The following is a 21205-nucleotide window of genomic DNA, read 5'->3' on the forward strand; positions in this document are numbered from 1 at the left end:
AATTAATCTTTACTGCGCAGTTACAGATAAAGGAAAATGCTTTTTTATTGTATATTTACAGCTCGGTTAAACTAAATATTTTTATAAACTGATTAATTTGATTTAACCTGAAAAAATAAAGAGCACACATGAAAAAGAGCCTGATATTTTTAAGCACATTTCTTTTCTTAACAGCCAGGTCCCAGCAAAAAAATGACTCTCTGAGTATTGCACTACAGCACATCACCAAGGATACTAAGTTTGGTTTGGCTCTTAGTGGCGGCGGGGCTAAAGGATTTGCTCATATCGGGATTCTTAAAATGGTAGATTCACTGGGAATTAAGGTGGATTATATCACGGGTACCAGTATGGGAGGTATTTTAGGAGGTTTGTATGCAATGGGGTATAATGCAGATCAGCTAAAGTCTACCGTTCACAGAGTTGACTGGAACAGAATTCTCAGCAATAAAATTCCATACCATAAAGTGAATATCAGTGAAAAGGATGAGTATGATAAATACATCCTTGAATTTCCTGTTGTAAAAGGATTTCCCACGTTACCCAGTTCCTATATCGAAGGACAATATATGGGAGAAGTTCTTAATACGCTTACATTCAATGCAAAGCATATCAATGATTTCAGTCAATTACAGATTCCTGTACAGCTTACTTCTTCAGACATAGAAAATGGAGGTTTGGTTATGCAGAAAAAGGGATCCCTGCCATTGGCAATCCGTGCTACGTTGGCAATCCCAGCAGCTTTTGCACCGGTGTATATTGATGGGAAGCTTTTAGTGGATGGCGGCCTGGACAGGAATTATCCTGCGAATGAAGTTCGGGAGATGGGCGCTGATTTTGTAATGGGAGGGTATACCGGATTCAGGCTCTTTACCAAAAAAGAGATAGAGAATCCGATGAAGATGATTTATCAGACCCACGCAATCCGGTCAGTAGAAGATTTTAAGCATCAGAAAGTATTATCCAATATCCTGGTAGATTTTGTGGATCCTTTAGGAGATATTACCACAAAAGATTTTGCCAAATTCAGAAGGATCATCAAGATTGGTGAAATTGAAGCTAAAAAGCATCTTCCGGAGTTTGTAGCATTGGCCGAGGCTCAGCGAAAAGCTGGAATAAAATATGAACATACCCTGATTGAAGAAGTAAAACTTCCTACTACAAAATTCACGTTTAATGAGGAAGATGGAACACCACTTACAGACGCCACTGAAATTGAGGTTATTAAAAACCAAATGAACCTGGAAGAAGGGAAGTATTATGATGTAAAAACGGTTAATGAAGCCATAGACAGGGTATTTGGAATGCGGCAATACGTGAAGGTTTATTACACTTATACCAAAGAAGGTGACGGCCTTGTAATGAATATTTTTGTAAAGAAAGCCAAAAAAGGAGCTTTCAAGCTGGCTCTTCACTACGATAATGAACAGTCAGTGGGGATTATTGTTAATTATACCTATAGGAATATCCTGATGAACAGATCGAGATTTTTGGCAACGGTAGATGTTTCAGAACGTTTTAAAGCAAAACTGGCTTATCAGCAGTTTCTAGGTAAGAAAGACCGATGGTGGTTTGATGCCGAAGCAAAGATTGTTCATCTTAAAAGTAATGACTTGACCTTCAGACTTCTTAATGTGTTTGATGAAGATGCCAATGCCAGTTTTCCCAACCATATGTATAGAAATATCACCGGGAAAATATCACTGAATTATAATGTGTCTCCCAATGCTTTTCTTTCTTTAGGAACGGAATTCAATCTGGAAAGAATGTATACGTTACTGGATAAAGTAGATCAGACAAAAACGGATAATTATAACAAAAAACTGTACAACCACAGCAATTTCAATACTTTTTTGAAATTCGAACAGAATAATCTTAATAAGAAATATTATTTTACCAGAGGAAATCATCTTCAGGTAAGTGCCCGATTATATTATGGAGACAGCTATAAGCTATATGATTTAAGCAGTGTACAGCCTACACTGTATGCCATATTAAATCCTGAAGCAGAATATTATTTTAAACCTAAGAACTTTGTTTCATTTACTCTGAATGAAAATTTTGCTTATCCTATTACAAGAAGACTGGCGCTGAAAGCCAATTTCTTTCTTGGAGCAAGCCTGGGTTCTGTAAGAGAAGAACAGATTCCTTATCTTTTTCTTAATGAAAAATACAATTTGGGAGGTAGTGAATATAACACTGAGCTGATGAATCCTGAATTCAATGGACTCCGGCAGAAAGAATTACCTACCAACTCTGTAGTTAAAGGAGGACTGTCACTACAATACAGAGTGATGAAGAAGTTTTATATTGCCCCTTCTTTTACTTATGGTAAGATCAGTGATGAGCTTTCTCCTTTTACTAACAGCTTTGATATGTTCGGATATGCTTTGAATTTAGGTTATGAATCTCTTATAGGTCCCATTAATATTAATATTTCCCGAAATAATCAGCTTGATTTTTCAAGGATCTATTTTAGCATCGGATTTAAATTTTAGAGAATCAATAAAAAATGCACTTCATCCATCGTAAAATGAAGTGCACAAAATTAACTTGAAATGATATAAAATAGATTAAAGTGAATTATAATTTGATTTTTTTATTAATCATTTTTCCGTTAGATAGAGTGAGTTGAACTACATACATTCCCGGATCTAAACTTGCCGATTCAAACTGCGGCTTATTCACTTCCTGCTGAAGAATTAATGCTCCGGAAACAGAATATATGCTGATCATCTTAATGTCGTTCCGGGATCTTGCCATAATCTGGCGGTTTTGTGTAAATAACTCGGCAGTGCTTTCTGATGGACGTTCTCCAACTGCTTTGCTGAACTGCAGATTATAAAACGGAGTTACTACTTCAAAGGTATAGTTTTGATGATCCAGGTTCTGAAGACTGATTCCACCTTCCTCACGATATTGTTCCTGAGAAATTGTTTTGATCAGATTTTTTTTGTCATCAAAAATATTGATAGCAGAAAGTTCTTCCTGATCAACTTTTAATTGTAAAACAGCATTGTTTTCTGACTTTACAATCTCGTTCTCTGCAATTACGGCAGGCGTGTTTTTGACAAACGGAATTATTTTACTCTCATTATTTTCCGATACTTTTAACAGATAAACGCCATCTTTTAAAGAGGATAGGTTGTTGTCAACAGCAGATCTGCGCGCTACTTTTTCTTTATTGAAATCTGTAATGTCAACCAGCTGCATACTTCCAAGATCCGGTTTTATCTGGGAAGAAAATAATGGATGAACTTCTGAAGCCGTATTGGCTGACTGTTTCCCGAAAATAGAACCTGCTATCGCCCGTTCATTCAAAAGCCCTCCGCTTCTCAAGGTGTTGAATTTTGCATTAGATGCCAAAAGGAAAGGCAGAGCTCCTCCTACATGGCCTAAAGGTCCCCAGTAAAAGGATTCCAATTTGTATTTATTCAAATCCCACCATGGATAATAGCCACGCTGCACATCAATTGTTTTTGATGTATTTTCCGGTGGAATGGCTAAATCTACGGTAGAATGACCTAATGTCATAGGAGTTTTATTATACCAGTCATAGACATCTTTAGGCTTTAGACACTGTCTGAGGACATGGTTGGGGTTATTGGTAGCATCATTCACAAAACTTTCTGTCAAGAGCTTTCTCCATAGCAGAGGCCCCCACAATAAGCCTCCATTATCCTGAACGACATGGTAATTATATCTGTCCAGATATTCAGCTGAGATTACTTCTGAAATATTATTATTATAGGTTTTAAATCCTGTATTATTGCAGCTGTTGATAACATTGGCTATGAATGCAGTGAACGGATAAATATCTTTCTCTAAAATCCCTTTTTGTAAAGTCACTCCTGAAAAATCATAAGGACCGTCTCCCATATAGGCATACTTAAATTTTAAGTTGCCCGGGTTAGAGATGCTTAGTCTTTTAATGGTAGACATGGCTGCATGGGCTCCCTGAGAATAGCCTGCCAGGAAATATTCATCATAACGTTTTACTCCTAATTGTGCCAGTACTTTATTGGCAGCAGTAACGAAGTCTATGGTAGCCCCCGCTTCCGTAGCATAGTCTACATAAGGATGAACTCCATCTCCGTCTCCCATCCCTACATAGTCCGGAGCCATTAAAATATAGCCATTGAGGGCATGGGAGAGCTCGAGGACAAAACCAGCCACCATGGTGCCTTTAAGATTAGACGGAACATTCTGCCTGCTGTCTGTTGTGCCGTGATCTGATACTATCGTTGAAAGCTTATAGCCTACATTAGGATACATCAGTAAACCGGTAGCTTTTACAAGATTATTGTTTTCATTTCTAGTGTAATAGGTGATTTTATAACCTTTTAAACCAACATTAAAGCTATTGAGATAATTTACAAAATCCGGAGCATTCTGGTTACCAAGATTATTGGCGATGAAGTTGATAACACCTTGTGGAGTTAAATCCAGTTTCTGTTCGGAGCTGATAAGGTCACCAGCTTGTTGAGCAAAATAAAACGGAGCAGTAAGCGCCAATAAAAGAGTTGTGATTTTTTTCATATTGATGTATTTATTAGGGTATTAAGGTAATATTTTTAAAGAATCGATTAGAATATTACGACATCAATAACTATTCACCGAATATAACTTCTCTTGAAAGTGAGTAATACAAAGAGCCTGACCAATTGGCCAGGCTCTCAGATTATATTTTACCTTTTATTTAAAAAGCATTAATTCCCGTAATATCTAAACCGGTGATTAACAAATGAACGTCGTGGGTACCTTCATAGGTAATGACAGATTCCAGATTGGCGGCGTGTCTCATCATCGGGAATTCACCCATGATCCCCATACCTCCAAGGATTTGTCTTGATTCTCTTGCGATATCAATAGCCATTTTTACGTTGTTACGTTTAGCCATAGAAATCTGTGCAGGAGTCGCTTTATGTTCGTTTTTAAGATTTCCTAACTGAAGACATAATAACTGTGCCTTTGTAATCTCAGTTAAGAATTCAGCTAATTTCTTCTGTTGAAGCTGATAAGATCCAATGGGTTTCCCAAACTGTTTTCTTTCTTTAGAATACTGAACTGCTGTACAGTGACAATCGATAGCAGCACCAATGACACCCCATGAAATTCCATATCTTGCAGAATTAAGACAAGACAGAGGTCCTTTTAATCCTGTAACTCCCGGAAGCAGGTTTTCTTTCGGAACTTTTACATCATTAAATACCAGTTCACCTGTTTTTGAGGCCCTTAAGCTCCATTTATTATGAGTCTCCGGAGTCGTGAAGCCTTCCATTCCTCTTTCAACGATTAATCCCTGTATTTTTCCTTCCTCATTTTTTCCCCATACTACTGCGATGTCGCATAGAGGAGAATTGGTGATCCACATTTTAGCACCATTTAAAAGGTAGTGGTCTCCCATATCTTTAAAATAGGTCTCCATAGAGCTTGGATCAGAACCATGATTAGGCTCAGTAAGTCCGAAAGATCCTATCATTTCTCCGGAAGCAAGCTTTGGAAGATATTTCATTTTTTGTTCCTCAGAACCAAATTCGTTTATTGGAAACATCACCAGGGAACTCTGTACTGAAGCAGCAGAACGTACCGCTGAATCTCCTCTTTCCAATTCCTGCATAATAAGACCATAAGAAATCTGATCTAATCCTGAACCGCCATACTCAACAGGGATATAAGGACCTAAAGCACCAATTTTCCCCAATTCCCTCATAAGGCCGGGAAGATCTGTATGGTTTTGAGCTGCCTGGTCAATCTGAGGCATTACATAACTCTCAACCCAGTCTCTTACAGATTGGCGGATCAGTTTATGTTCTTCAGTAAGTAAAGCATCAATTCCATAGTAATCAGGAATGCTTGTAAGAGGATAATATGACATGATTTTTTTGATTTTGTTAAAAATAGCATTTTTCGGGTGGTTAAAAAAATTTTTTTAAAAACTTAGATTAATGCTGATTTTCAGTGATATAGTGTTACTTTTTTGATTTTATAAAATAATTTTACCTTTTTATTCCTCCTCATCATTAGATATAGGATACTGATTGGTAGAATTGTGGACTTCATTTTTGAATTTATACAGGTACGGAGCCTTATTAGCAGAGCCATCATAAAGTTTCTCCAGCCTGTCAAGGATATTTAAGCTTAAAATCTTCCGCTGGAAATTATTTCTTCTGAATTTCTGACCTAAAATAGTTTCATAGAGCGCCTGAAGATCTTTCATGGTAAATTTTTCGGGAAGGAGATTACTTGCAGCAGCTTCTGTATTGATATTCATTCGGAGGTATTCCAATCCGGTTTCTATCACCCTGTCGTGATCGAAAGCCATTTTCGGTAATTTACTGACTTCAAACCATTCACAACTTTCATTAAATGCATCCGGAAAAGTATTGGCGACTGAGAAATCAATAAGACTGCAATATCCTACCGTAATAAACCTTTGAAAAATCCAGTGGTCTTTGGGTACTTCAATTCCTTTATTCCGAAGCAGGATCTGATGGACATTATTTTCTGTACGGTCAATTCTACCAAAAGTATGAAACTGCTTTAAGAACAGCCCTTTTAAATGCGTTCTTTCATACAGTACTCTTTCGGCAGCTTCCCTAAGATCTTCATCATTGAATACAAAACCACCAGGCAGTGACCACAAATCAAGATCATGATATTTCAGGAGCAGTACTTTCAGAATATTATTATGAAATCCGAATATGGTACAGTCTACTGATATATGAGCTACAAAATCTTTTGTGTCAATAAGTTCCCGCAGGGTTTCTTTATTTTTTGTGTCTTTGATTTTCATGACAGTAAAAATAAAATTATTTTCTATATTTTCTTTTTAGATACTTTAAAATAAAACAAACTAATTGTAAAAAGCACAATTACAGAGCATAATATGTATAAAGGATAGAAGCTTAAGAGTTGTTTTCCAAACAGGACAGCCATAATAATTGAACTGACGGAGCTACCCAAAGAAGAGAATATGACAATAAGTGAAGTAAAGAGATTTACTTTTTCCTTATCAGTCTGGGCTATCATTTTAGAATTGATAACAGGGTAGAGGGGTGATAAAAATAACCCGATAACCGGAAACAAAAACAATAGTACCTTTGAATTTTCCGCATCAAAATACTGTATGGCTACAATGGCTATAAGAATGGCAAGGATTAAAAATATACATGAAATATAATAACCGGGTAATGAAAACCTTCTGATGATATTGGCGGTTACCGTTCTTCCGGCATAAGAGAAAAGAGCCAGGAAAGAGGTGGCCTGAAGGGCAAAAAATGAATTGACCTTTAAGTGGTTTTTATAAAATGATGGCAGCCATGAGTTGAATCCCTGTTCTACAAATATGATAAAGAAGACCACTCCCAGAAACAGCAGAACCTGGGGTGTGGCCAGTCCCGATAACTCGGAGACAATGCTTTTGTTTTCCAGCTGCTTAGCCTCTGAAATATCAGCTTTTGCAAATAAAATAATGGTGATGATGCAGGCTAACGCTATAAGTAAGAAACCAAATTTCCAGTATTGGGAATAGGAGCTTGAGATCAGCCAGCCAAAGCCTGTATTGACCACAAATATTCCGATCATAAAAGAAGCTTCCACATTATTCATGGTTTTAGCCAGTGATTTTTCATCAGAAATATTATTACGGATAATTCCGAAAACACAAATTTTACCAATGGCAAAACAGGCCCCGATGATGGCAAACCATAATTTATAAAACCAGAATACTTCAATGAACGGAAGAAGGCAGGAACATACGCCTACAATACTCAAAGCCAGGATTAACGCCTTTTTTGTTCCTGTTTTATTAATGAAACTTACAGCAAACAGAGAAATAAATGCAATAGGTAAGTCCTTGAATGACTCCAGAAGTCCCAGTTCACTATAGGTAATTTTAGCCTCAGAAAGCTGAAGAATAATAAGCCCCATACAGTTCAATACCATCGAAAAAATAAGAAAAGTCAATTTTAACGGAAGAGAAATATTGGAAAGCTTGACGTTCATTTTGGGGACCGATTTTATTGGATTCTTATTGCTTTTTATGAAATATTAGTGCGAAGATAACGCTTCTAACCCTTAAAAATAAACGAAAAATTAAAATATTTATTAATGTAATGTTAATTAATTAAAAAAAAATATATTTTTATTGTCTCAATTTGAGAATTAAAATAATAACTGTATATGAATGTAAGAATATCAAGAAGCTTAGGATTGGTTGCCGTCCTCTATTTTACGGCCAACTTCAGTGCCCAGACTAAGGTGAAGGACACGCTTTCTAAAGAAAACAAAATAGACGAGATTGTAATGATTGGTTACGGTAGCCAGAAGAAAAGTAATGTGACAGGAGCCATATCCAGTGTTAGGGCCAAGGATATTGAAGATATTCCTTCGGGTAAGCCTGAACAGGTTCTTCAGGGAAGGGCAGCCGGGGTTTCTGTAGTTACCAATTCCGGACAGCCGGGATCTGCTGCTACGGTAAGAGTTCGTGGTGTTACCAGCTTTGGAGCCGGAAGTAATGATCCTTTATGGGTAGTGGATGGTATCGTGGTAGATAATATTGCATGGCTTAACCAGTCGGATATAGAGAATATAGAAATTCTGAAAGATGGAGCATCCTCTGCGATCTATGGAGTTTCTGCGGCAAAAGGAGTTATCCTGGTAACTACTAAAAAAGGAAGAAAGGGTAAGATGAACTTAAGTTATAATGGTTTTTATGGGGTAGGATCAGCGGCCAAGAAGCTTGATCTTCTGAACGCCAGCCAATATGGAACCATCATCAACGAAGCCCTGACGAATGCTGGAAAGGATCCACGTTTTACCAACCCTCAATCTTTTGGAACAGGAACAGACTGGCAGGATGTAGCCTTCAATACAGCTGAAAGAATGTCTCATGAATTCAGTATCAGCGGAGGAAATGATAAGTCAACTTTTTATTCCTCATTTGGGTATTATGAGCAGGACGGAATTGTCCTGAGAGATATTTCCAACTATAAAAGAATGAATGTAAGGTTAAATTCCACCCATAAGGTTTTCGATTTCCTTACCATTGGGCAGACTTTATCTTATACGCATCAAAAGACCAAAGGCGTTAATGCCAATGATGAGTTTGGAGGTCCTTTGAGCTCCGTAATTAACCTGGATCCTATAACGCCGGTAGTGGTGACAGATCCTGCTTTGTTGAATACAAGCCCGTATAACAATGCCAGTCTTTCTCCTTACCTGATCAGGGATGCTTTCGGAAACCCATACGGTGTATCTACTATCGTGGAAAATGAAATGACCAACCCGCTGGCCTTCAAACAAACCCAGTTAGGAAAGTACAACTGGTCGGATGATTTTGTAGCCAATGTGTTTGCAGAACTGAAGTTTCTGGATCATTTTACATTCAAAACAACTTTAAACGGAAAGCTTTCCTATTGGGGCAAAGAACAGTTCACCCCAAAATACTATCTGAATACAAACTCCAGAAATACTGTTTTTAACAGCTTTTTAAGAGAAAGTAACAGAAAGCTGGAGTGGAATACTGAAAATACTTTGACCTATCAGAATAAATGGGGGGCACATAACTTAAGTGTATTGATAGGACAGGGGGCGTATTATTATAATATAGGCTCAGGAAATAATACGACTTATATTAATCTTCCTGTTAATAGCTGGGAAGATGCATCATTTAATTTTGATGTTCCTCAGGAGAACCGTTCTACCGTTGCCAATGACGGAGTTCAGACGCATAAAGCATCTTATTTTGCAAGGGTGATCTATGATTACGAAGACAAATACCTTTTTACGGGAACAATCCGTAGAGATGGTTCTTCTAAATTTGCAAAAGGACAGCATTGGGGAAATTTCCCTGCATTTTCAGTAGGATGGAATGTTTCTAATGAGAATTTCTGGCCTGAAAATAAAATCGTAAACACGTTAAAATTCAGAGGAGGCTATGGGGTTTTAGGAAATGATGCTATTGAGAACTTCAGATTTGCCAACTTCCTTAAATCCGGAAGTAACTATACCTATGGCGACAATAATATCGTGATCGGATATGCTCCGACAACATTAGAAAACCCGGATCTTCGCTGGGAAGAAACTTCACAGCTGAATATTGCTGCAGATCTGAAATTATTACAGGACTTTACTTTAACTGTAGACTGGTTTAAAAAGAAAACAACAGATATTCTTCGTCAGGTAGACATTCCTGGATATGTAGGAGCTCCGGACAGACCATGGAGGAATGTTGGAGATATGGATAACAACGGGGTAGAGATCGCTTTAGGATATAAAAAGAACTGGAATGATTTCGGCATCTCAGTCAATGGAAATTTCTCTTATTTAAAGAATGAGGTAACCAGACTTGAAGATGATAAAATTTATGAAAACTTTGCTTCATTCCAGTCTATGGGGCCTGTTACAAGATTCCAGGTGGGATCGCCGTACGGTTCTTTCTTTGGATACAAAAATGCAGGTATCTTCCAGACTCAGGCAGAGATTGATTCCTATAGAAATGCCAATGGAGATCTTATCCAGCCAGGTGCTAAACCTGGTGATTTTAGAAGAACGGATGTGAATGGTGATGGTAAAATCAGTGATGAAGACTATGAATATTTAGGAAGTTCCGTACCCAAATTTACATATGGGCTTACCGTGAATCTTAACTATAAAAATGTTGACCTGATGATATTTGCCCAGGGACAGGGAGGAAATAAAATTTTCCAGGGATTAAGAAGACTGGATCTTTTCTACAGCAATTATCAGACTACAATTCTTGACAGATGGACAGGCCCGGGTACTTCGAATACTGTGGCAAGACTGGATGCCAACGATGATAATAAAAACTATACTAAAATGTCTGATTATTATCTTCAGGATGGAGGATTTATGAGGATTAAGCTGGTACAGTTGGGATATACCTTGCCGGGAGATGTTTCCAAACGCTTCGGAGCCAATAAAATCAGATTTTACGTAACAGGGGAAAACCTGTTCACATTTACAAAGTATACAGGATATGACCCTGAGATTGCAGTAAATGATTCTTACGGTATCGATAGAGCTTACTATCCGCAAGCCAGAACATTCTTATTTGGAGCCAATATTCAATTCTAAAAAAACAACATGAAAAATAGATTCTATAAAACAATATTATTAGTCGTTCTTACATCAGGGATCGGATTCAGCTCCGTTTCATGTGGTGATGAATTCATCGAGGATGTACAGAATAAAGGAGCCTTTGACTCCAATAACTATTTCCAGAACGAAGAGCAGTCTTTCAGTGCTTTAGTATCGGTATATGATCTTCTCAGAAAATATTCCGGAGGTTTTGAAAATACAGTAACCTTCTTTAATGCAGGTTCTGATGATTTTTACTCCGGAGGCGGAAGTCCTACAGATGGGGCCGGGATACAAAGTTTTTCTAATTTTTCCATTGATCAGATTTCGGTTCCTAAAACCTACTGGAATGATTTTTACCAGGGAATTGCCAGAGCCAATCTTTTGATTCAGCGTATCCCCGATGCTAAAATGAATGATCAGACCAGAAACAGGTTCATTGCTGAAGCTAAAACACTAAGAGCATTGTATTATTTTGAACTTCTGAAGATGTTCGGAAATATACCTTTGATTCTAAAACCTATCACAGCTACAGACGATTTTTATAATATTCCTCAGGCAGATCCTCAGGCTGTTTACACCCAAATTGAATCCGATATTGAGGCTTCTCTTAATGACCTTCCGTTATCCATAGCCCCTACCAACAAAGCTGAGGTGGGAAGAATCAGCCAGGGAACAGCGCGGGCTATTTTAGGTAAGATATATCTGTATAACAATAAAAAAGCACAGGCCGCCGCTCAATTTGCAGAAGTAAACGGAACACCGGGACAGGCCAGTCAATATGGGTATAAATTAGTAGCCAACTACGATGATCTGTGGAAGGCCGGGAATAAATTTACCACAGAATCAATTCTTGAAGTCATGCACACCAATAAAGGGAATTCCGACTGGCCTTTTTGGGGGCAGGGAAAAGATGAGGGAAACTCTATCTGTATTATGATTGGGCCAAGAGGTTATGACAGGCTGAAAACTTCAGCACCGGATATTGTTTCCGGCTGGGCATTTAACACTGCCACAGAAGACCTTTACAACTTTATGGCTGGTGATCCAAGGCTAAAATCCACGATATTAAATGCCAAACAGCTGACAGCTAATGGTGAAATCAAATATTCGCCGGCTCATAATGACACCGGGTATTTTCTGAATAAATATCTTCCTACAAGAGACGAAGTATCTAACCTTCCGGGAGCACCGGAGCTTAATTACAGCAGAAATTACATCGTAATAAGACTTGCAGACACTTATCTTATGGAAGCAGAAGCGCTCAATGGTTCAGGAGCAAGAGCCCAGGCGTTGCTGGATGCTGTAAGAACCAGAGTTGGGCTCCCATCAGTTCCGGTTTCTCTGCAGGCTGTTAAAGATGAACGGAGAAGAGAACTTGCCGGGGAAGGACACCGGTGGTTTGATCTTGTAAGATGGGGTGATGCGCCGTCCAAATTAGCATCAAGAGGTTTCAAGGCTAACAGGAATGAGCTTTTACCTATTCCTTATAACGAGCTTCTTAACACATTGATTAAGCAAAACCCAGGTTACTAAACATGAAGTTTCACAACTTATATAGTTTCTTTAGAGGTACCGCACTACTTTGTGGTGTGGTACTTTTTCCTTTATCATGCACATCGGTTGCTGGGGGTAAAGGCGATGAGGTCCAGTATTGGCTCACAAAAGGTGATGAAAGTGTAAAATTACAGCTGCAGACTCCTCTCAAATTTGGAAATAGTTCCAATAAAGATCGGAATATTGAAATTGATAGTTCTCAAAAGTTTCAATATGTTGATGGATTTGGATACACATTAACCGGGGGAAGTGTGGAAGTAATCAACCGGCTGTCACCTTCAAAAAGAAAAGCTCTACTCAATGAGCTTTTTGGAAACGGTAAAAATTCAATTTCTGTAAGCTATTTAAGGTTAAGCATAGGGGCTTCAGATCTTGATGGAGAGGTATTTTCTTACGATGATCTTCCGGAAGGGCAGACAGATGCCGGTCTTTCGAAATTCAGTCTGGCAAAGGATAAAGCTCTGATTACCATGTTGAAAGAAATTTTAGCAATTAATCCTAAAATCAAGATTATTGCAGCGCCATGGTCTCCACCGGTTTGGATGAAGGATAATGGAAAATCAAAAGGGGGAAGCTTAAAGCCTGAATTCTATGGTGTTTATGCCCGGTATTTTGTAAAATATATTCAGGAAATGAAGAAAGAGGGGATTTATATTGATGCGGTTACACCTCAAAATGAACCTCTGCATCCGGGAAATAATCCCAGTTTATATATGCCTTCCGAACAGCAAAGAGATTTTATCAAAAATCATTTAGGTCCGGAATTTAAAACCAATCAAGTCCATACTAAAATTGTAGTGTACGACCACAACTGTAATAAGCCTGAGTATGCCATTGATATTCTGAAAGATCCTGATGCTTATCAGTATATTGACGGGTCTGCTTTTCATTTATATGAAGGCGAAATCTCTGCTTTAAGTACTGTGCACGATGCTTTTCCTGAAAAAAACCTGTATTTTACCGAGCAGTGGACCGGTGCAAAGGGAACTTTTAATGAAGACCTGAACTGGCACACAAAAAATGTGATCATCGGTTCTATGAGAAACTGGAGTAAAAATGCATTGGAATGGAACCTGGCAAACGATCCTCAGTATAAGCCCCATACAGATGGCGGATGTACAGAATGTAAAGGAGCAATTACCGTTTCTGACAGTGAAAATTTCACAAGAAATGTTTCCTACTATATTATTGCACATGCTTCGAAATTTGTTCCTGCAGGTTCTCAGCGTATCGCTTCCTCACAGACCGATAAACTTTCCACAGTAGCTTTTAAGACTCAATTTGGGAAAATAGTTTTAATTGTTCAGAACGATAACCAAGCAGATGAAAATTTTAATATTAAATTTGCCGGGAAAACCGCTGCTGCAACAATTTCAGGACGTTCTACAGCAACCTTTGTTTTTTAATTTTTGATATCATGAAAAGAGTTTATTTCTTACTGGCATTTTCCACATTGGGTATGAGCACTTACGGGCAGAAAACAATTGATCAGAAAGTAGCAGAGCTGCTGTCTAAAATGACCCTTGAAGAAAAAGTGGGGCAGATGGTTCAATACAGTGGTTTTGAATATGCTACAGGGCCCCAGCAGTCTAATTCTGCAGCTGTTTTAGAGGAAATTAAAAAAGGTAAAGTCGGTTCCATGCTGAATGTGGCAGGATCAGAAGAAACCAGGGCATTTCAGAAACTGGCGATGCAGTCAAGGTTAAAAATTCCTTTACTATTCGGGCAGGACGTTATCCATGGATACCGTACCACTTTTCCTGTGAATCTGGGACAGGCGGCAAGCTGGGATCTGGGGATGATAGAAAAATCAGAAAGAATAGCTGCTACGGAAGCGGCTGCTTATGGTATTCACTGGACGTTTGCTCCAATGGTGGATATCGCCAGAGATCCGAGATGGGGAAGGGTAATGGAAGGTTCCGGTGAAGATACTTACCTGGGGACAAAAATAGGATTAGCAAGGATAAAAGGATTTCAGGGCAGAGGTTTGGGAAGTCTTGATGCCGTGATGGCCTGTGCAAAACATTTCGCAGCATACGGAGCAGCTGTAGGTGGGAGAGATTATAATTCCGTAGATATGAGCCTCAGACAGCTGAATGAAACGTATCTTCCACCATTCAAAGCTGCTGCAGAAGCAGGAGTAGCTACTTTCATGAATTCCTTTAATGACATTAACGGAATTCCGGCTACAGCTAACAAATATATACAGAGAGACCTTTTAAAGGGAAAATGGAATTATAAAGGTTTTGTGGTTTCAGATTGGGGAAGTATCGGGGAGATGGTTCCTCACGGCTATGCCAGAGATACTGACGAAGCCGCAGAAAAAGCTATACAGGGGGGGAGTGATATGGATATGGAAAGCCGTGTATACATGGCAGAACTTCCAAAACTGGTTAAAGAAGGAAAAGTAGATGCTAAACTGGTAGATGATGCGACAGGGAGAATTTTAACCAAAAAATTTGAAATGGGCCTTTTCGATGATCCTTACCGGTTCAGCAATGAAAAAAGACAGAAAGAACAAACCGATAATCAGGAGAACAGAAAATTCGGAAGAGAATTTGGTTCAAAGAGTATTGTTCTTCTTAAAAATAAGGGGAATATTCTTCCACTTTCAAAAACAGTAAAAACAGTTGCTCTGATTGGTCCTTTTGCTAAAGAGACTGTTGCCAATCACGGATTTTGGTCTATTGCTTTCAAAGATGATAACCAAAGAATTGTTTCACAATTTGATGGAATTAAAAATCAACTCGATAAAAACTCCACTTTAGTCTATGCAAAAGGCTGTAATGTTGATGATCAGGATAAAAGTCAGTTTTCGGAAGCAGTAGAAACGGCAAAAAAATCTGATGTTGTGATTATGACATTGGGGGAAGGCCATGCGATGAGCGGCGAAGCAAAAAGCAGAAGCAATATCGGGTTTACTGGCGTTCAGGAAGAGTTATTAAAAGAAATTGCCAAAACGGGAAAACCTATCATCTTGATGATTAATGCCGGAAGACCTCTGATTTTCAACTGGGCATCAGACAATATTCCAGCGATTATGTACACATGGTGGCTGGGAACGGAAGCAGGAAACTCTATTGCAGACGTTCTGTTTGGCACTGTGAATCCTGGAGGAAAACTTCCGATGAGCTTTCCGAGAACAGAAGGGCAGATCCCTGTGTACTATAATCATTTTAATACGGGAAGACCTGCAAAAAATAATACAGACAGAAACTATGTCTCCGCCTATATAGATCTTGATAATGACCCAAAATATCCGTTTGGATATGGCCTGAGCTATACCGATTTTAAATATTCTGATATGGCTTTAAGTTCAACAAGTCTTAAAGGAAATCAGACACTGAACATCAGCATTACCGTTTCCAATACAGGGAAATATGACGGTGAAGAAGTGGTACAGCTTTACATCAGGGATCTTTTCGGAAAAGTAGTAAGGCCAGTGAAGGAACTGAAAGGCTTTCAAAAAATATTTATCAAAAAAGGAGAAAGTAAAAAAGTAGATTTTCAACTGACACCCGAAGAGCTGAAGTTTTTTGATGACGACCTGAACTTTGACTGGGAAAGTGGAGAATTTGATATCATGATCGGAACCAATTCTCAAAATGTTCAGACAAAAAGAATTAATTGGGTGAAATAAGTTCAACTCACTAAAAGTGAACATTAGCCTGTTTAAGAGGACAGAAAATGGCTTTAACCGAAACAAACCTAATCCATATGAATCTCAAAGCTAAAAATATCATCAAAATATGTACAGGAGGAGCTTTCTTCCTTTCTGTCCTCAATTGTGCTTCAAACAGACCGGATTCTGGCAGAAACCTCATATGGAATGATGAATTTAATGGTAAAGGACTTCCCGATTCATTACAATGGAATTACGATACCGGAGGCGGCGGTTTTGGAAATGAGGAAGCTCAGTTTTATACTAAAAACAGACTTGAGAATGTCAGAATGGAAAAAGGCAATCTCATCATTGAAGCTAAAAAAGAAAATTGGGAAAGCAATAAATATACTTCTGCAAGACTTTTAACCAAAGGGAAATTTGCTTTTCAGTATGGAACAATAGAAGTCAGGGCAAAACTTCCCAAAGGCCGCGGAACATGGCCTGCCATCTGGATGATGAGCGAAAATATGAAGAAATGGCCGGATGATGGCGAACTGGATATCATGGAGCACGTGGGCTTTAATCAGGGGTATGTACATGCTTCTGTTCACACTAAAAAGTACAACCATATTCAGGGAACACAGAAAACAGATACCCTGTTTATAAAGGATGTAAGCGATGCCTTCCATGTCTATAAAGCAGACTGGACGCCGGAAAAAATAGATGTTTATATAGATGAACAAAAATTTTTTACCTACGAGAATAAAGAAAAAAACTATGGAGCATGGCCATTTGACCAGCCTTACTTCATCATTTTAAATCTTGCAGTAGGAGGAATGTGGGGTGGAAAAGAGGGAATTGATGATCTTGTTTTTCCACAGAAGTATTATATAGACTATGTAAGAGTCTATCAAAATAAATAATGAAAAAGAGGACGATAGGTCCAAAAACAGAAAAAAAATATGAGAAAACTAATTGTAAGCTGTTTTGTTGTAGGTGTTGTTTTCAATGCTCATGCGCAAAACTATTGGAAGAAAAATGAAGGAAAAACAGCTAAAGTAATTCTTACCAATTCTAAGGTCAATGAAAAAATGACCGATAAAGGATCTGTAAAGTTTGAAAAATTTGGCCAGCCTAAGGAAACAGAAGCCTGTATTTTTGTGGCTCCCGGCTTTAAATACCAAAAATTAATAGGAATAGGTGGGGCCATCACCGATGCTTCGGCTGAAACTTTCTACAAAATGCCTAAAAATAAGCAGAAAGAAATTTTAGACGCTTATTTTGGTAAAGATGGGCTGGGGTATACCGTGGTTCGTACCAATATGAACTCCTGTGACTTTTCCAGCGACTCTTATACCTATGTGGCAGATAATGATACTTCTCTGAAATCTTTCAATATCGCCCACGACGAAAAGTATAAGATTCCTATGATTAAAGAAGCAAAAAATGCAATAGGAAATAACTTTACATTTTATTTTTCCCCCTGGAGTCCACCCGCCTGGATGAAGTCTAATAAGAGTTTATACAAAGGCGGAAGGCTGGAAAATCAATATTACCAAACCTGGGCAGATTACTATATCCAATTCATCAGAGAATATGAAAAAAGAGGGATTAATGTGTGGGGATTAACCGTTCAGAACGAGCCTATGGCAACACAAAGCTGGGAATCATGCATCTATACCGCAGAGGAGGAAGGTGAGTTTCTGAAAAACAATCTGGGGCCTACACTTTGGAAAAATGGGTATAAAGATAAAAAAGTAATGATCTGGGATCATAACAGAGACCTGATTTATCAAAGAGCAACCACTACCCTGAGTGACCCTGAAACTTCAAAATATGCCCATGGAATAGGATATCACTGGTATGAAACATGGAATAATAAAACCCAGCTTTTTGATAATTTAGCAGAAACCCACAGAGCTTTTCCAGATAAATTTCTGGCGTTTACAGAAGGCTGTAAAGAACAGTTCAAAATGGACCAGATCTATGATGTAAGTTTAGGTGAGCTGTACGGGAAAAATATGCTTAACGACTTCAACAAAGGAAATGCATTGTGGACTGATTGGAATATCCTGCTGGATGAAACAGGAGGCCCCAATCATAAAGGGAACTTCTGTTTTGCCCCCATTATTGCAGATACCAAAACAGGAGAGGTACATTATACCTATGAATACTATTACGTAGGGCATGTATCAAAATTTATTAAACCTAATGCCCAGAGAATCGGAAGTTCTTCTAACAGAGCAGCCCTGACTTCTACTGCTTTCATGAACCAAAACGGACAACTGGTAACCGTAATTATGAATGATTCGGACAACGATATCGAAACAAATCTGTGGATAGAAGGAATGGCTGCCAAGCTGAATGCACCTGCCCATTCTATACAGACTGTAATTTTATAACTTCATATTAATATTATTTTTAACAGAATCGGCGGCCTCAAAGAGGCCGCCGATTCTTATTTTATAAGTAAAAATATCTTCTTAATTATTCAACATCATACTTGCTGATTACTTTCTGGGTAACCCCTGAGCTGCTGAAACCACCATCATGGAAAAGATTCTGCATAGTTACTTTTTGAGTAAGATCAGAGAATAAAGTTACACAATAGTTAGCACAGTCAAGAGCTGTAGCATTTCCTAGCGGAGACATATCTTCAGCATATCCAAGGAAACCTCCGAAACCTTTTACACCACTACCTGCCGTAGTAGGCGTAGGTGACTGAGAAACTGTGTTAACACGTACTTTTCTCGCCCCCCAGTAATTTCCGAAAGTTCTTGCAATACTTTCAAGATAAGCCTTGTTATCAGACATATCATTGTAATCAGGGAAAGTTCTCTGAGCTGCAATATAAGTTAGGGCCAAAATACTTCCCCATTCATTCATACAGTCTTTCTCCCAAGCTACACGCATTACTTTATGGAAAGAAACAGCTGAAATATCCCAACCTTTTTCTAACCAGTCATAATTCATTTCAGTATAATGTTTTCCTTTTCTTACATTTACGGACATGCCTATAGAGTGAAGGATAAAATCTATTTTTCCGAATTTTGCGGTTGCAGCATCAAAAAGTTTCTCAAGATCTTCTATAGAAGTAGCATCAGCAGCTATCACTTCAGAACCTGTTTTTTCTGCTAAACCATTAAGCTCTCCCATTCTCAAAGCGATAGGAGCGTTAGATAAGATGAATTCCGCACCTTCCTCATGACATCTTTCAGCAACTTTCCATGCGATAGATTGTTCATTAAGGGCTCCAAAAATAATCCCCTTTTTGCCTTTAAGTAAACCGTATGACATAATTTTTTAATGTTTATTGAAATACAAATGTAGCAATAATTGTGGTTATGACATAATAAAAAATGGAGCCTTATCAATTTAAGACTCCATTTTATTGAAAATATTTATATGACTGAAATTATTAATTGGTTTTCTTGTTCCATTCTGCTTTTACATCCTCTGCTGCATCTTTGGTTTTTTCCCAGGCCTCATCTGCTTTATCTTTGATATCCTCCCAGGCATCTGAAACATTAGCTTTTACCCTGTCTAACCAGTCTTCCTGATTAGCTTCCTGATCGTTATTCCTCTTCTCATTAATATAATCTTTGGCTCTGTCTGCCAATTCATTGATTTTCCACTTGGCCTGATCTGAAGCATTCTGTAAAGAGTTCTCTACATTGTTCACTGCATTTTCCGCTTTGTTATACTCTGAATTGTTCATAATATTATATTTTGTAATTTGAATTGTGTATTAGTAAATAAACAATAACCATTCCTAAAAAGATGTGATATTGTTAAATTTTTCATAATCTTTTTTTATTTTTTCTAAAATGGATATTAACTTTAAACCTGTAAATTTTTAATCTATGGAAAAAATTCGTTGTGGATGGTGTGAAAAAGATGATCTGTACAGAGCATACCATGATAAGGAATGGGGAAGACCTGTATATGATGATAAAACTATTTTTGAATTTCTGATTCTTGAAAGCTTTCAGGCGGGCTTAAGCTGGTATACGATTCTCAGCAAAAGAGAAAACTTCAGAAAAGCTTTTGACCATTTTGATTATCAGAAAATGGCTGTGTATTCTGAGCATAAAATAGAAGAATTAATGAATGATTCCGGGATTATCAGAAACAGGCTGAAAATACTGGCTGCCGTCACCAACGCTCAGAAATTTATGGAGGTACAAAAAGAATTCGGGAGCTTTTCTCAATATATATGGAATTTTGTAGGCGGAAAATCTATAGATCATCAACCTGAGACTTTGGCAGATGTTCCTGCAACCACAGAAATTTCAGATAATATATCTAAAGATCTGAAGAAAAGAGGATTCAAATTTATGGGGTCTACCGTTGTATATGCTCATATGCAGGCGACCGGAATGGTAAATGATCATATCAAAAGTTGTTTTGTTAGGTGAACACACGTTTAAATCTACAGCAATAGGATACAATGCCCAAACCAGTAAAAATGAATCTACAGCTATTGGAAACAACTCCTCTGCAGGAAGTTTCCAGTCATTGGCAGTAGGGTATAATGCAAAAACAAATACCAATACCAATAGTGAAACGGCATTAGGATATAATGCTGTTGCCAATAGTGAAAATTCAACGGCTGTAGGCTCCGAAGCGAATGCTCTGGGAAAATATTCAACAGCTGTAGGATATGGAGCGACCACTTCACAGGCCAATGCCATTGTTTTGGGAAATAATAATGCGAATGTAGGAATTGGCACTGTTGCTCCGAATACTTCTGCTAAGCTGGATGTAAACGGATAATTTAAGCTGGGAGAAAAGGGAAGTGTATTTGAATAATAATGTATTTATTATAGTTGATATGGTGTTAAAGGCTTCTAATTTGGAAGGCTTTTTTATGATTTAGTTTTTAAATTAAGGTAATACTGTAGCGATAAAAGCGGATAAATACCCAATAAGCATTACGAAGAG

15 protein-coding genes are annotated in these 21205 nt (G+C 38.0%); 9 read left to right on the forward strand and 6 right to left on the reverse strand.

Annotated elements, in window-relative coordinates; genetic code table 11:
- Positions 1-128 precede the first annotated feature (128 nt).
- The gene (locus MP478_RS07570; protein WP_257200076.1) at positions 129-2495 is read left to right on the forward strand and encodes a patatin-like phospholipase family protein; all 2367 of its coding nucleotides are present in this window, start codon (positions 129-131) and stop codon (positions 2493-2495) included.
- Positions 2496-2580: 85 nt separating this feature from the next.
- Here MP478_RS07570 and MP478_RS07575 read toward each other — a convergent pair whose 3' ends face one another.
- The 4 genes from MP478_RS07575 to MP478_RS07590 form a co-directional block, all read right to left on the reverse strand.
- Positions 2581-4536 carry a T9SS type A sorting domain-containing protein gene (locus tag MP478_RS07575; protein WP_257200077.1) on the reverse strand — a complete coding sequence of 652 codons (1956 nt, stop codon included), beginning with the start codon at positions 4534-4536 and terminating at the stop codon, positions 2581-2583.
- Between the two features lie 160 nt (positions 4537-4696).
- Positions 4697-5875 carry an acyl-CoA dehydrogenase family protein gene (locus tag MP478_RS07580; RefSeq protein WP_230035635.1) on the reverse strand — a complete coding sequence of 393 codons (1179 nt, stop codon included), beginning with the start codon at positions 5873-5875 and terminating at the stop codon, positions 4697-4699.
- 129 nt (positions 5876-6004) lie between these two features.
- The gene (locus MP478_RS07585; RefSeq protein WP_230035637.1) at positions 6005-6793 is read right to left on the reverse strand and encodes an NUDIX domain-containing protein; all 789 of its coding nucleotides are present in this window, start codon (positions 6791-6793) and stop codon (positions 6005-6007) included.
- A 23-nt stretch (positions 6794-6816) separates the two neighbouring features.
- Complete coding sequence (locus tag MP478_RS07590; protein WP_257200078.1) at positions 6817-8004, reverse strand: sugar MFS transporter; 1188 nt, start codon at positions 8002-8004, stop codon at positions 6817-6819.
- Between the two features lie 177 nt (positions 8005-8181).
- On the opposite strand from MP478_RS07590, the gene MP478_RS07595 reads away from it, so the two are divergent.
- The 6 genes from MP478_RS07595 to MP478_RS07620 all read left to right on the forward strand — a co-directional run bounded on the left by MP478_RS07595 (position 8182) and on the right by MP478_RS07620 (position 18663).
- Positions 8182-11097, forward strand: coding sequence for a TonB-dependent receptor (locus MP478_RS07595; RefSeq protein ID WP_257188846.1), 2916 nt, complete (start codon positions 8182-8184; stop codon positions 11095-11097).
- 9 nt (positions 11098-11106) lie between these two features.
- Entirely contained in the window at positions 11107-12636 is a 1530-nt protein-coding gene (locus MP478_RS07600; RefSeq protein ID WP_257188845.1) for a RagB/SusD family nutrient uptake outer membrane protein, read from the forward strand.
- Between the two features lie 2 nt (positions 12637-12638).
- Positions 12639-14063 carry a glycoside hydrolase family 30 beta sandwich domain-containing protein gene (locus MP478_RS07605; protein ID WP_257200079.1) on the forward strand — a complete coding sequence of 475 codons (1425 nt, stop codon included), beginning with the start codon at positions 12639-12641 and terminating at the stop codon, positions 14061-14063.
- 11 nt (positions 14064-14074) lie between these two features.
- The gene (locus MP478_RS07610; RefSeq protein ID WP_257200080.1) at positions 14075-16297 is read left to right on the forward strand and encodes a glycoside hydrolase family 3 N-terminal domain-containing protein; all 2223 of its coding nucleotides are present in this window, start codon (positions 14075-14077) and stop codon (positions 16295-16297) included.
- 77 nt (positions 16298-16374) lie between these two features.
- Positions 16375-17184 carry a glycoside hydrolase family 16 protein gene (locus MP478_RS07615; RefSeq protein ID WP_257200081.1) on the forward strand — a complete coding sequence of 270 codons (810 nt, stop codon included), beginning with the start codon at positions 16375-16377 and terminating at the stop codon, positions 17182-17184.
- Between the two features lie 39 nt (positions 17185-17223).
- Positions 17224-18663 (forward strand): glycoside hydrolase family 30 beta sandwich domain-containing protein, encoded by a 1440-nt coding sequence (locus MP478_RS07620; RefSeq protein WP_257188841.1) that lies wholly within the window; start codon positions 17224-17226, stop codon positions 18661-18663.
- An 85-nt stretch (positions 18664-18748) separates the two neighbouring features.
- Here the strand turns inward: MP478_RS07620 and MP478_RS07625 are convergent, their stop codons facing one another.
- Together MP478_RS07625 and MP478_RS07630 are read right to left on the reverse strand one after the other, a co-directional pair.
- Entirely contained in the window at positions 18749-19558 is an 810-nt protein-coding gene (locus tag MP478_RS07625) for an enoyl-ACP reductase (protein ID WP_047495453.1), read from the reverse strand.
- Between the two features lie 121 nt (positions 19559-19679).
- Positions 19680-19979 carry a hypothetical protein gene (locus tag MP478_RS07630; RefSeq protein ID WP_230038923.1) on the reverse strand — a complete coding sequence of 100 codons (300 nt, stop codon included), beginning with the start codon at positions 19977-19979 and terminating at the stop codon, positions 19680-19682.
- Positions 19980-20124: 145 nt separating this feature from the next.
- On the opposite strand from MP478_RS07630, the gene MP478_RS07635 reads away from it, so the two are divergent.
- Together MP478_RS07635 and MP478_RS07640 are read left to right on the forward strand one after the other, a co-directional pair.
- Positions 20125-20679 (forward strand): DNA-3-methyladenine glycosylase I, encoded by a 555-nt coding sequence (locus tag MP478_RS07635; protein WP_257200082.1) that lies wholly within the window; start codon positions 20125-20127, stop codon positions 20677-20679.
- Positions 20669-21037, forward strand: coding sequence for a hypothetical protein (locus MP478_RS07640; protein ID WP_257200083.1), 369 nt, complete (start codon positions 20669-20671; stop codon positions 21035-21037). Before MP478_RS07635 ends, MP478_RS07640 begins: the two co-directional genes overlap by 11 nt.
- The last annotated feature ends 168 nt before the right edge of the window (positions 21038-21205 follow it).

Origin of the sequence: Chryseobacterium sp. WG14, from assembly GCF_024586945.1 — a bacterium.
GTDB lineage: Bacteria > Bacteroidota > Bacteroidia > Flavobacteriales > Weeksellaceae > Chryseobacterium.